At 68.4% G+C, this 12556-nt stretch carries 10 protein-coding genes; all 10 read right to left on the minus strand.

From position 1 onward, the window contains the following. Positions 1-93 precede the first annotated feature (93 nt). The 10 genes from ftsZ to HLB44_RS31490 all read right to left on the minus strand — a co-directional run bounded on the left by ftsZ (position 94) and on the right by HLB44_RS31490 (position 12548). Positions 94-1317, minus strand: coding sequence for a cell division protein FtsZ (ftsZ, locus tag HLB44_RS31445; protein ID WP_173132845.1), 1224 nt, complete (start codon positions 1315-1317; stop codon positions 94-96). 80 nt (positions 1318-1397) lie between these two features. Then, on the minus strand, positions 1398-2630 hold the full coding sequence (gene ftsA / locus HLB44_RS31450) for a cell division protein FtsA (RefSeq protein ID WP_173132847.1): 1233 nt from the start codon (positions 2628-2630) through the stop codon (positions 1398-1400). A gap of 12 nt (positions 2631-2642) precedes the next feature. Beyond that, positions 2643-3455 carry a cell division protein FtsQ/DivIB gene (locus HLB44_RS31455; protein WP_173132850.1) on the minus strand — a complete coding sequence of 271 codons (813 nt, stop codon included), beginning with the start codon at positions 3453-3455 and terminating at the stop codon, positions 2643-2645. 5 nt (positions 3456-3460) lie between these two features. Then, positions 3461-4447, minus strand: a complete 987-nt coding sequence (locus tag HLB44_RS31460; RefSeq protein ID WP_281375249.1) for a D-alanine--D-alanine ligase — start codon at positions 4445-4447, stop codon at positions 3461-3463. 67 nt (positions 4448-4514) lie between these two features. Then, entirely contained in the window at positions 4515-5936 is a 1422-nt protein-coding gene (gene murC, locus HLB44_RS31465; protein ID WP_173132853.1) for a UDP-N-acetylmuramate--L-alanine ligase, read from the minus strand. Then, the gene (murG, locus tag HLB44_RS31470; RefSeq protein WP_173132856.1) at positions 5933-7006 is read right to left on the minus strand and encodes an undecaprenyldiphospho-muramoylpentapeptide beta-N-acetylglucosaminyltransferase; all 1074 of its coding nucleotides are present in this window, start codon (positions 7004-7006) and stop codon (positions 5933-5935) included. Before murG ends, murC begins: the two co-directional genes overlap by 4 nt. Continuing rightward, positions 7006-8187, minus strand: a complete 1182-nt coding sequence (gene ftsW, locus HLB44_RS31475; RefSeq protein ID WP_425500887.1) for a putative lipid II flippase FtsW — start codon at positions 8185-8187, stop codon at positions 7006-7008. The genes murG and ftsW overlap by 1 nt, the downstream gene beginning before the upstream one ends. A gap of 83 nt (positions 8188-8270) precedes the next feature. Further along, the gene (murD, locus tag HLB44_RS31480; protein ID WP_173132862.1) at positions 8271-9998 is read right to left on the minus strand and encodes a UDP-N-acetylmuramoyl-L-alanine--D-glutamate ligase; all 1728 of its coding nucleotides are present in this window, start codon (positions 9996-9998) and stop codon (positions 8271-8273) included. Beyond that, entirely contained in the window at positions 9995-11173 is a 1179-nt protein-coding gene (gene mraY / locus HLB44_RS31485) for a phospho-N-acetylmuramoyl-pentapeptide-transferase (RefSeq protein ID WP_173132864.1), read from the minus strand. The genes murD and mraY overlap by 4 nt, the downstream gene beginning before the upstream one ends. Continuing rightward, entirely contained in the window at positions 11163-12548 is a 1386-nt protein-coding gene (locus HLB44_RS31490; RefSeq protein WP_246312584.1) for a UDP-N-acetylmuramoyl-tripeptide--D-alanyl-D-alanine ligase, read from the minus strand. Before HLB44_RS31490 ends, mraY begins: the two co-directional genes overlap by 11 nt. Positions 12549-12556 lie beyond the last annotated feature (8 nt).

A 12556-nucleotide genomic window follows, 5' to 3' on the forward strand; every position in this document is an offset into this window, starting at 1 on the left:
TCCACTCTCCCCGTGACGCGCTGCGCCTCGCCGGCCCCTCGAACTCCACCGGTGAGACGACCAGGGCGGACCGCTTGGACCGCCCCGCGCCCCTCAATCCGCCTGCTTGCGCAGGAATGCGGGAATCTCGATCTCGTCCATGCCGTTCGAGCTCAGTGCCTCGACCTTGGCCGCGGCCTGGGTGCGCGCGCTGCGCCACACGCTCGGCGTCGACAGGCCCGAGTAGTCGTGTTGCTGCACCTGCTGCCCCGGCCCCGGCTGCGCCACGTTGTTCAGGATCGGCAGGTTGTCCGTTCCCGTGCGCAGCGCATGCGCGGTGGTCGGCTGCACCACCGTCAGCGGCGCGGCTTGCGGCTTGGAGCTCGAGCGCGACAGCCCGGTGGCGATCACCGTGACGCGCAGCTGGTCGCCCAGCGTGTCGTCGTAGGCGGCGCCGTAGATGATGTGCGCGTCCTCGGCGGCGTAGCGGCGGATGGTGTTCATCGCCGCCTTGCTCTCGTTCAACTTGAAGTTGTTCTTGTTCGCCGCGATCAGCACCAGCACGCCGCGCGCGCCCGAGAGGTCGATGCCCTCGAGCAGCGGGCAAGCCACCGCCGCTTCGGCCGCCTTGTGCGCGCGGTCCGGGCCGCCGGCGATCGCCGTGCCCATCATCGCCTTGCCCGGCTCGCTCATCACCGTCTTGACGTCTTCGAAGTCGACGTTGACGAGGCCGTGCATGTGGATGATGTCGCTGATGCCGCCGACGGCGTTCTTCAGCACGTCGTTCGCATGCGCGAAAGCCTGGTCCTGCGTGACGTCGTCGCCCAGCACTTCCAGCAGCTTCTCGTTCAACACGACGATCAGGCTGTCGACGTTGCATTCGAGCTCGGTGGTGCCGATGTCGGCCTGCTTCATGCGGCGCGGGCCTTCGAACTCGAACGGCTTGGTGACCACGCCGACGGTCAGGATGCCCATCTCCTTCGCGGTGCGCGCGACGATCGGCGCCGCGCCGGTGCCGGTGCCGCCGCCCATGCCGGCGGTGATGAAGACCATGTGCGCGCCTTCCAGCGCCTGGCGCACGCGGCCTTCGGCTTCCTCGGCCGCGGCCTTGCCCTTCTCGGGCTTGCCGCCGGCGCCGAGGCCGTTGTCGCCGAGCTGGATCAGCGTGTGCGCGCTCGAGCGGTTCAGCGCCTGCGCGTCGGTATTCGCGCAGACAAACTCAACGCCCTGCACGCCTTGCGTGATCATGTGTTCGACGGCATTGCCACCACCGCCGCCGACGCCGACCACCTTGATGCGGGTGCCCTGGTCGAATTCTTCGATCATCTCGATAGGCATTTGAACCTCCTAGTCTTCGTCAAGCAGTTGCCAATGAATGAGTACCACGTCTAAAGAGCACAGGACGTTGACCGTCCCTGTTAGAAATTCCCAAGAAACCAGTCCTTCGCGCGGCCGAAGAAGGTTTGCACCGAGCCGGCTTGCGCAGCAGCCTTGATCCCTCGTGCACGCGCCATGCGGGCTTCCTCCAGCAAGCCCATCACGGTGGCCGAACGCGGGTTCGCCACCATGTCGAACAGCGGCCCGTTGTAGGTCGGCAGACCTTTGCGCACGGGCTTCAGGAAAATGTCTTCGCCGAGCTCCACCATGCCCGGCATCACCGCCGAGCCGCCGGTGATCACGATGCCCGAGGACAACAATTCCTCGTAGCCCGATTCGCGGATCACCTGGTGCACCAGCGAATAGATCTCCTCGACGCGCGGCTCGATCACGCCCGAGAGCGCCTGGCGGCTGAGCATGCGGGGTGCCCGGTCACCCAGGCCCGGCACTTCGAGGTTCTCGCTCGGGTCGGCCAGCAATTGCTTGGCGACGCCGTATTCGACCTTGATCTCCTCGGCATCCTTGGTCGGCGTGCGCAGCGCCATCGCGATGTCGCTGGTGATCAGGTCGCCGGCGATCGGAATGACGGCGGTGTGGCGCACCGAGCCGTCGGTGTAGATCGAGACGTCGGTGGTGCCGGCGCCGATGTCGACCACCGCGACGCCGAGGTCCTTCTCGTCCTCGGTCAACACTGCTGCCGCGGACGCGCTCGGGTTCAGCACCAGGCGCTCGACTTCGAGACCGCAGCGGCGCACGCACTTCAGGATGTTCTCGGCCGCGCTCTGCGCGCCGGTGACGATGTGCACCTTGACCTCGAGCCGGCTACCGCTCATGCCGATCGGCTCCTTGACCTCGTGGCCGTCGATGATGAATTCCTGCGGCTCGACCAGCAGCAGCCGCTGGTCGTTCGGAATGTTGATCGCCTTGGCGGTCTCGACGACGCGGTTGACGTCGGTCGTGCTGACCTCGCGGTTGTCGCGCACGATCACCATGCCGGTCGAGTTCTGGCCACGGATGTGGCTGCCGGTGATGCCGGTGTAGACGCGCTCGATCTTGCAGGCGGCCATCATCTCGGCCTCCTTCAGCGCCTGCTGGATGCTTTGCACGGTGGCATCGATGTTGACGACGACGCCGCGCTTCAGGCCATGCGTCGGTGCGACGCCCAGGCCCGCCAGGCGCAATTCGCCGCCCGGCATGACTTCGGCAGCGACCACCATCACCTTGGCGGTGCCGATGTCCAACCCGACGACGAGATCCTTGTATTCCTTGGCCATGGTGATCGTGTGTTATCTCTTGCGGGTCGGTTCTTTGGGAATCACGGTGGTGACGCCTTTGAGGCGCACCGCATAACCGTCCGGATGCCGCAGGTCGGCGTATTGCAGCGGGCGCTGGTAGTGATCGGTGACCTGGCGCAGCGTGCGCACGAAGCGCTCGGCGCGCGTGATCACCTCGTCGTCGCTGCCGCGGCCGAGCTCGATCGCGGCGCCGCCTTCGAGCTCGGCGCGCCAGGAGCCGCGGCCCGACAGCTTCAACTGCTCGATGTCGCCTTCGTCCAGCGGCTGCAGCGCCGGCTGCAGGCGCCGGTACAGCGCCAGCATCTGCAGTGCGCTGTCCTCGGGGCCGGTGAAGCGCGGCAGCGCGTCGTCCTCGACGTCGCCGATATTGGCTTCGAAGATCTCGCCGTGGTGATTCACCAGCTTGTCGTTGCCGTCGTCGGCGGCCCACAGCGCGGCAGCGCGGTGCTCTTCCAGCGTCACGGCCAGGCGATTCGGCCAGATGCGGCGCACCACCGCGTGGCGCACCCAGGGCACGGCCTCGAAGGCGGCGCGCGCGCGCTGCAGGTCCATCGTGAAGAAGTTGCCGGCGAGCTTGGGCGCGGCGTTCGCGCGGATCGTGCTCGCGCTGTTGCGCGCGACCTCGCCGTCGACCGAGATGCTGCGCAGCGCGAACACCGGCAGCCGCACGAACCACAGCAGCAGCGCGGCGCCGATCGCGATGGCGCCGAGCACGGCCAGCGCCTGCGCGGCCGTCTGCATCAGGCGTACGTCCACCGGCATGGGCGGCGGCATCATCGTGGCGGAGGCTTTTGCGCGGGCCATGGGGTTCAGCTTCCCTGCACCTGCTGGGCTTCGGAATCGAGCGTGGCCGCAGCCAGCAGTTGCACGCACAGCTGCTCGTAGCTGATGCCCACCGCCTGCGCCGATTTCGGCACCAGCGAATGGCCGGTCATGCCGGGCGAGGTGTTCATCTCCAGCAGGAAGGGCTTGCGGTCCGCGGCGCGGATCATCAGGTCGGCCCGGCCCCAGCCGCGGCAGCCGAGCGCGCGATACGCGGCGACCACGATGCGCTGGATCTCTCGCTCCTCGTCTTCCGGCAGGCCGCTCGGGCAGAGATAACGCGTGTCGTCGGTGAAGTACTTGTGCTGGTAGTCGTAATTGCCTTCCGGCGCCACGATGCGGATCACCGGCAGCGCGGTCGCGCCGTCACCGGTGCCAATCACCGGGCAGGTGACTTCCTCGCCTTCGATGAATTCCTCGCACAAGAGATCCGGGTCGTATTGCGTCGCCAACGTCACCGCTGCGGCCATTTCCGAATAGCCGGCGACCTTGGTGATGCCGATCGACGAGCCTTCTCGCGGCGGCTTGACGATCAGCGGCAGGCCCAGGTCATCGGGAATCGTGCGGATGCGCTCGCGCGACTGCTCGGTCGCGCCCAGCCACAGCCAGCGCGGCGTCGGCAGGCCCTCGGCGACGAAGATCCGCTTGCTCATCGTCTTGTCCATGCAGAGCGCCGACGACAGCACGCCGGAGCCGGTGTAGGGCACGCCGAGCAGTTCGAGCGCGCCCTGCACGCAGCCGTCTTCGCCATGGCGGCCATGCAGCGCGATGAAGACGCGCGCGAAACCCTCGCGCTTCAGATCAGCCAGGTCGCGCGTCGACGGGTCGAACGCATAGGCGTCGACACCCTGCGACTTCAGCGCGTGCAATACGCCCGAGCCGGACATCAGCGAGACCTCGCGCTCGGCACTGGTACCGCCCATCAGCACCGCGGTCTTGCCGAGGGCCTTCGTATCAATCGTCGCGGCGCTCAATTGACCCCCTTGGCGCTACGCGCCCTCCCCCCGAGGGGGAATTCGCCCTTCGGGCGGCCGTGCGGGCTCATGTGCCCGCTCCTTGCATCATCTCGACCACCTTGCCCGGCACTGCACCGATCGAGCCGGCGCCCATCGCGATCACGACGTCGCCGCCACGCGCCTGCTCGACGATCGCCGCCGGCAGCGCGTCGATCTGATCGACGAACAGCGGATCGACCTTGCCGGCCACGCGCACCGCCCGCGCCAGCGCACGGCCGTCGGCCGCGACGACCGGTGCTTCGCCGGCGGCATACACCTCGGTCAGCAGCACGGCGTCGGCACTGCCCATCACCTTGACGAAATCCTCGAAGCAGTCGCGCGTGCGCGTGTAGCGGTGCGGCTGGAAAGCGAGCACCAGGCGTCGGCCCGGAAAAGCCCCGCGCGCGGCCGCGATCACCGCCGCCATTTCGACCGGGTGGTGGCCGTAATCGTCGATGAGCGTGAAGGTGCCGCCGCCATGGGCCGCACTCACCGGCCAGTCCCCATAACGCTGGAAGCGCCGGCCGACGCCGCTGAAGGCTGCCAGTGCGCGCACGATCGCATCGTCGGGCAATTGCAATTCGGTCGCGACGGCAATGGCCGCCAGCGCATTGCGCACGTTGTGCTCGCCGGGCAGGTTCAGCGTGACGTCCAGGTCCGGCATCGGCGCGTGGTTGTGGCGCCGGCAGGTGAAGCGCATCTGCCCGCCGGGCAGCGCCTGCACGTTCAGCGCGCGCACCTGCGCGTCGTCGTTGAAACCATAGGCGATCACCGGGCGCTCGAGCATCGACACGATGGACTGCACGCCGGGATCGTCGGTGCAGACGATCGCGGCGCCGTAGAACGGCATGCGGTGCAGGAATTCGACGAACGCGGCCTTCAGCTTCTCGAAGTCGTGGCCGTAGGTGTCCATGTGGTCGGCGTCGATGTTGGTCACGACGCTCATCACCGGCAGCAGGTTCAGGAACGACGCGTCGCTCTCGTCGGCCTCGACGACGATGTAGTCGCCCGAGCCGAGGCGCGAATTGGCGCCGGCCGCATTGAGCTTGCCGCCGATCACGAAGGTCGGGTCGACGCCCGCTTCGGCGAGCACGCTGGTGACCAGCGACGTCGTCGTCGTCTTGCCATGCGTGCCGGCAATCGCGATGCCCTGCTTCATGCGCATCAGCTCGGCCAGCATCACCGCGCGTGGCACCACCGGAATGCGCTTCGCGCGGGCGGCGGCGACCTCGGGGTTGTCGGGCTTGACCGCGGTGCTGGTGACGACCGCGCCGGCGCCTTCGATGTGCGCGGCGTCGTGGCCGACGAAGGTGCGGATGCCGAGCGTTGACAGCCGGCGCAAGGGGGCGCTGTCGGCGATGTCGCTGCCCGAGACGATGTAGCCGAGGTTGTGCAGGATCTCGGCGATGCCGCTCATGCCGGCGCCGCCGACGCCGACGAAATGGATGTGGCGGATGGCGTGCTTCATGGCCGCTTCACCAGGCTTTCCAGCTCGTCGGCGACGCGGGCCGCCGCCTGCGGCCTGGCGAGCGCGCGGGCAGCCGTCGCCATGCGCTGCAATTGCGCGCGGTCCAGCGCCTGCAGCCGATCGGCCAGCGATTGCGCGCTCAATTCGGTCTGCGGCAGGTGCAGCGCGGCGCCATGCCGCGCCATGTGCTCGGCGTTGTCGCGCTGGTGAGAGGTCGTGCGGATGACCAGCGGCACGAGGATGCTGGCGACGCCGCCGGCGCACAGCTCGCTGACCGTCACCGCGCCGGCGCGGCAGACGATCAGGTCGCATTCGGCCAGGCGCTGCGCCATGTCGTCGATGAAAGGCAGCACCTCGGCCGCGATGCCGGCATCGGCATAAGCGGCCTTCACGGCATCGAGCTGCGCGGTGCCGGTCTGGTGCGTGATGCGCGGGCGCGCGGCGGCCGGCATCAGCGCGATGGCTGCCGGCACGGTCTGGTTCAGCACCTGCGCACCCAGGCTGCCGCCGACCACCAGCAGCTTCAGCGGCCCGCTGCGGCCGGCATAACGCTCGACGGGCGCGGCCAGCGCCTCGATCTCGGCACGCACCGGATTGCCGGTGACGACGCCCCGCTTGACGGCCGACGCCGGCCCGTCGAAGCCGAAGGCAACGCGGTCGGCCACCGGCAGCAGCGCCTTGTTCGACAGCAGCAGCGCCGCGTCGGCATTGACCAGCATCAGCGGCTTGTTCAGCAGCGAGGCCATCATGCCGCCGGGGAAGCAGACATAACCGCCCATGCCGAGCACTGCATCCGCGCTGCGGCGGCGCAGGATACCGATGCAGTCCCAGAACGCCTTCAGCAGCCTCAACCCCCCGGTCATCGTGTGCAGCAGGCCCTTGCCGCGCAGGCCCGAGAAGCCGATCGCATCGAGCGGGATCTGCGTCGGCGGCACCAGCTTGTTCTCCATGCCGGTGCGCGTGCCGAGCCAGCTGACAGTCCAACCACGGCGCTGCAGTTCGCGCGCCACCGCCAGGCCGGGAATGATGTGACCGCCGGTGCCGGCGGCCATGATCACGAGGTGCGGCATCACGTTCGCCCCCCGCGCATGAGTTGCCTGTTTTCCACGTCAACGCGAACGACGATCGCCAGCGCAATCATGTTCATCAGGATCGCCGACCCGCCATAACTGAGCAGCGGCAAGGTCAGCCCCTTCGTCGGCAAGGCCCCGAGGTTGACGCCCAGGTTGATCAGCGTCTGCCCGCCGATCCAGATGCCGATGCCTTGCACCATCAGGCCGGCGAACACGCGGTCGAGCATCACCGCCTGGCGGCCGATCACGAAGATGCGGCGCGTCAGCCAGAAGAAGGCGACGATCACCAGCGCGACGCCGATGAAGCCGAGCTCTTCGCCGATCACCGCCATCAGGAAATCGGTGTGCGCCTCGGGCAAATAGTGCAGTTTCTCGACGCTGCCGCCCAGGCCCTGCCCGGTCCATTCGCCGCGGCCGAAGGCGATCAGCGAATGCGTCAATTGATAGCCCTTGCCCTGCGAATACACCGGGTCCCAGGGATTGAGGAAGGCGAAGATGCGCTCGCGCCGCCACGGGCTGGACGCGATCATCAGGCCGAAGGCGCCCAGCAGCACCGCGACGCTCAGGAAGAACATGCGGCCGTTGACGCCGCCCAGGAACAGGATGCCGAGCGCGACCGCCGCGATGACGATGAAGGCGCCCATGTCGGGCTCGGCCAGCAGCAGCAGGCCGATCACCGCCAGCGACACGGCCATCGGCCACATCGCCTGGAAGAAGCGCTCCTTGACCTCCATCTTGCGCACCATGTAGCTAGCGGCGTACATCGCCATCGCCAGCTTGGCGAACTCGCTCGGCTGGAAGTTCATGACGCCCAGCGGCAGCCAGCGGCGCGCGCCGTTGACGCCCTTTCCGACCTGCGGCAGCAGCACGATCGCCAGCAGCAGCAGCGCGGCAACGAAGAGCCACGGTGCGCACTTCTCCCAGACGTTGACCGGCACCTGCACTGCCGCGAGTGCAGCGATCATCGAGATGCCGATGAACATCGCATGGCGCGACAGGAAGTGCGTTGCCGAATAGCGCGCGAACTTCGGGTTGTCCGGCAGCGCGACGCTGGCCGAATAGACCATCACCAGGCCGAGTGCGAGCAGGCCGATCACCAGCCAGACCAGCGTCTGGTCGAATCCGGCGATGCGGGTCGGCTGGCCGCCGATCGCGCCGGTCCAGTCGCGGATCGGCACGTTGCCTTCGGGCTCGCCGCCACGCCAGGCGGCGAAACGCTGGCGCCATGCATCCGGGCTGAAGACCTGGGCGAACACCGCGCTCACAGGGCCTCCCCCAGCTCATGCGCGCGCGCCTGCACCGCCTGAACGAACACCTCGGAGCGGTGCGCGTAGTTGCGGAACATGTCCAGGCTCGCGCAGGCGGGGCTCAGCAGCACCGCGTCACCGGCTAACGCCTGGGCGAAGCACCACTCGACCGCGCCTTCGAGCGTCTGATGGCGCTGCATCGGCACGCCGCCGGCGGCGAGCGCCGCTTCGATGACGCCCGCATCGCGGCCGATCAGCGCCACCGCCCGCGCATGACGCACGATCGGAGCGGCCAGCGGCGCGAAGTCCTGGCCCTTGCCGTCGCCGCCGAGGATCACGACCAGCTTGCCCGGCGCCTTGTCGGCCCCCAGGCCATCGAGCGCGGCGACGGTCGCGCCGACATTCGTGCCCTTGCTGTCGTCGAAGGCCTCGATGCCGCCGACCGTGGCGATGAACTCGACGCGGTGCGGCTCGCCGGTGTATTCGCGCAGGCCATGCAGCATCGGCGCCAGCGGGCAGCCGATCGCCGTCGCCAGCGCCAGCGCGGCCAGCGCGTTCGCGGCGTTGTGGCGGCCGCGCACGCGCAGCGCATCGGCCGGCATCAGGCGCTGCAGATGGATCTCTTCGGCCTCGTCCTTGCGGCGCTTGATGGTTTCGTCGGCCTCGAGCGCGCGCACCAGCCAGGCCATGCCGTTCTCGATCACCAGGCCGAAGTCTCCCGGGCGCTGCGGCGCGTCGAGCCCGAAGCGCAGTACCTTGCGATGCTGGGGCTTCGCTGCGCGACCGCGTGCGCCCTTGATCACCAACGGCGGCGGGATCATCGCCTCGACGGCGACGTCGTCGCGGTTGATGACCATCACCGTCTTGCTGTCCGGTGCCGGGCCGAAGATGCGCGCCTTGGCCGCGCCATAGGCGGCCATCGAACCATGCCAGTCGAGGTGGTCCTGCGTGAGGTTCAGCACCGCGGCGGCGCTGGGCTCGAACCCCTGCACGCCATCGAGCTGGAAGCTCGACAGCTCCAGCACCCAGACGTCCGGCAGGTGTTCGAAGACAGGTGCCGACGGCGGCGGCGGCGCGAGCTGCAGCGGCGCGTCGTCGTCGGCGAGCGGGATGGGTTCGCTGGGCACGTCGCCGTCGACAGGCTCTTCGGCTGCAAGCGCGTCCTCTGCGGCGATTGACGGCTCGGGCTCGACCACCAGCGCAACGGGCTCGTCGGTTGCGGGCAACGGCTCCTGGTCCAGCGCCCCGGCCAGCGTATCGAGCATCGTCGGCCCGATGTTGCCGGCCATGCCGACCCGCTTGCCGGCGCGCTCGACCAGCAGCGCGGTCATCGCCGTCGTCGTCGTCTTGCCATTGGTGCCGGTGATCGCCAGCACCTTCGGTGCATAGCCGCGTTCTTCCTTCAGGTCGGCGAGCGCGTGGGCGAACAAGTCCAGCTCGCCGGCGATGCGCACACCGGTCGCGCGCGCCGCAGCGAGCAGTGGCGCGATGCGTGCATCGCCCGGCGCGAGGCCGGGGCTCTTCAAGACCAGGTGCACGTCGCGCAACTGCTCCGGCGGCAATTCACCACTGAAGAAACGCACTGCCGGCAATTGCGATTGCAATGCCGCCAATTGCGGCGGCGCTTCGCGCGAATCCCACACCGCCACGTCCGCGCCGCAGCGCGCGCACCAGCGCGCCATCGCCAGCCCCGATTCACCGAGGCCCAGCACGAGGACGGAGCGGCCTTTGAGGAACTTCATCGCAGCTTCAGGCTCGCCAGGCCGACCAGGCACAGCAGCATCGTGATGATCCAGAAGCGGATCACGACCTGCGTTTCGGTCCAGCCGGATTTCTCGAAGTGGTGGTGCAGCGGCGCCATCTTGAAGATGCGCCGGCCCTCGCCGGTCTTCTTCTTCGTGTACTTGAACCAGGCCACCTGCAGCATCACCGACAGCACCTCGGCGACGAACACGCCGCCCATGATGCCGAGCACGATTTCCTGGCGCGTGATCACCGCGATCGTGCCGAGCGCGCCGCCCAATGACAGCGCGCCGACGTCGCCCATGAAGACATGCGCCGGATGTGCGTTGAACCACAGGAACGCCAGGCCGGCACCGGCCAAGGCGCCGCAGAAGATCAGCAATTCGCCGGCGCCCGGGATGTACGGGAACAGCAGGTATTTCGAATACACCGAGCTGCCGACGATGTAGGCGAAGATGCCCAGCGCCGAGCCGACCAGCACCACCGGCATGATCGCCAGGCCGTCGAGCCCGTCGGTGAAATTGACGGCATTGCTCGCGCCGACGATCACGAAGTAGGTCGACACGATGAAGCCGAAGACACCGAGCGGATAACTCACCGTCTTGAAGAACGGCAGCATCAGGTCGGCCTTCGGCGGCAGGTCGTTCGAGAAGCCGCTCTGCACCCAGCGGATGAAGAGCTCCAGCACGCGCAGGTTCGTCGTCTCGGACACGCTGAACGCGAGGTACAGCGCCGCCACCAGGCCGATCACCGACTGCCAGAAGAACTTTTCCTTCGAGCTCATGCCCTCGGGGTTCTTGTGCACGACCTTGCGCCAGTCGTCGACCCAGCCGATTGCGCCGAAACCAAAGGTCACCAGCATCACGACCCAGACGAAGCGGTTGCTCCAGTCGAACCACAGCAGCGTGGCGGTGCCGATGCCGATCAGGATCAGGACGCCGCCCATCGTCGGCGTGCCGTGTTTCTTCAGGTGCGATTCGACGCCATAGGCGCGCACCGGCTGGCCGATCTTCAATTGGGTCAGCTTGCGGATGACCCACGGGCCGAAGGTCAGGCCGATGGTCATCGCCGTCATCGCCGACATCACCGCGCGGAAGGTCAGGTACTGGAAGACGCGCAGGAAACCCCACTCGGGATAGAGGCCGAGCAACCATTGCGACAGGCTAAGCAGCATGCGAGCCTCCCGTCGGGTTCGTGCCTTGCAAGGCCTTGACGACGCGTTCCATTGCCATGAAGCGCGAGCCTTTGACCAGCACCGACCGGCATTCGGGCGCCAGCGGCAGCGCGGCGATCAGCGCCTCGGTGTTCGGCAGGTGGCGCGCGCCGGCACCATAGGCCGCCGCCGCATGCGCCATCAATGCACCGGCGCACCAGAAATTCGCGATGCCGCGTTCGCGCGCAAATCCGCCGACCTCGGCGTGGAATGCCGGGCCCTGGTCGCCGACCTCGCCCATGTCGCCGAGCAGCAGCCAGTGCGGCGCCGGCAACGACGCCAGCAGGGCAATGGCCGCGCGCACCGAATCGGGATTCGCGTTGTAGCTGTCGTTGACCAGCGTGACGCTCTGGCCGCCGAGCTGAATGCGGCCGACCTGCGAACGCCCCGACACCGGCCGGAAGGCTTCGAGCCCGCGCATCACCGCTTCCAGCGGCGCACCGGCGGCCAGCGCCGCGGCGGTGGCGGCGAGCGCGTTACGCACGTTGTGCTCGCCGGCGGCGTAGAGCAGGAACTCGGTGCGGCCCGCGGGTGTCGCGATCCGCAGCACCCAGTGGTCGTCGACCCAGATCGCTTCGTCGACCACATCGGCCTGGCCGTGCAGCGCGAAGGTCAGGTGCCCGCGCGCGCCGGCCAGGTCGTGCCACACGGGGGCCTGCGCATCGTCGGCCGGGTAGACGGCGACGCCATGCGCCGGCAGCGCCTCGATCGCCGCGCCGTTCTCGCGCGCCACCGCTTCGACCGAGCTCATGAATTCCTGGTGCTCGCGCTGCGCGTTGGTGACGATGGCCACCGTCGGCTGCGCGAAACGCGCCAGCTGCGCGATCTCGCCCGGGTGGTTCATGCCGAGCTCGACCACCGCGACCTGGTGCTCCGGCCGCAAGCGCAGCAGCGTCAGCGGCACGCCGATGTGGTTGTTCAGGTTGCCGGCGGTGATCAGCGCTGCGTCGCGATGCCAGCGGCGCAGGATCGAGCCGATCATCTGCGTCACCGTCGTCTTGCCGTTGCTGCCGGCGACGACGATCAGCGGCAGCGTGAAGCGGGCGCGCCAGGCGGTGGCCAGCTGCTGCAATGCAGCCAGCGCGTCAGTGACCAACAGCCCGGCGAGGCCGGCCTCGTTCAGTCCGCGCTCGGCCAGCACGGCCGCCGCGCCGGCGGCTTTCGCCTGCGGCAGGAAGTCATGCGCATCGAAGCGCTCGCCACGCAGCGCGACGAACAGGTCGCCGGGCTGCAGCGTGCGCGTATCGGTGTGCACGCGCGCGATCGGCGTCGCCGGGTCGCCGACCAGCGTCGAGCCGGGCAACAGCGCGTGCGCGTCGCCGAGGGTCATCAGCATGTCCGCGC

This window comes from Pseudaquabacterium terrae (assembly GCF_013266755.1).
Taxonomy (GTDB): Bacteria; Pseudomonadota; Gammaproteobacteria; order Burkholderiales; family Burkholderiaceae_C; genus Pseudaquabacterium; species Pseudaquabacterium terrae.

Coding starts and splice junctions, on each gene's coding strand:
- ftsZ (WP_173132845.1), bottom strand. CDS start 1,317: ATGCCTATCGAGATGATCGAAGAATTCGACCAGGGCACCCGCATCAAG.
- ftsA (WP_173132847.1), bottom strand. CDS start 2,630: ATGGCCAAGGAATACAAGGATCTCGTCGTCGGGTTGGACATCGGCACC.
- HLB44_RS31455 (WP_173132850.1), bottom strand. CDS start 3,455: ATGGCCCGCGCAAAAGCCTCCGCCACGATGATGCCGCCGCCCATGCCG.
- murC (WP_173132853.1), bottom strand. CDS start 5,936: ATGAAGCACGCCATCCGCCACATCCATTTCGTCGGCGTCGGCGGCGCC.
- murG (WP_173132856.1), bottom strand. CDS start 7,006: ATGCCGCACCTCGTGATCATGGCCGCCGGCACCGGCGGTCACATCATT.
- murD (WP_173132862.1), bottom strand. CDS start 9,998: ATGAAGTTCCTCAAAGGCCGCTCCGTCCTCGTGCTGGGCCTCGGTGAA.
- mraY (WP_173132864.1), bottom strand. CDS start 11,173: ATGCTGCTTAGCCTGTCGCAATGGTTGCTCGGCCTCTATCCCGAGTGG.
- HLB44_RS31490 (WP_246312584.1), bottom strand. CDS start 12,548: ATGCTGATGACCCTCGGCGACGCGCACGCGCTGTTGCCCGGCTCGACG.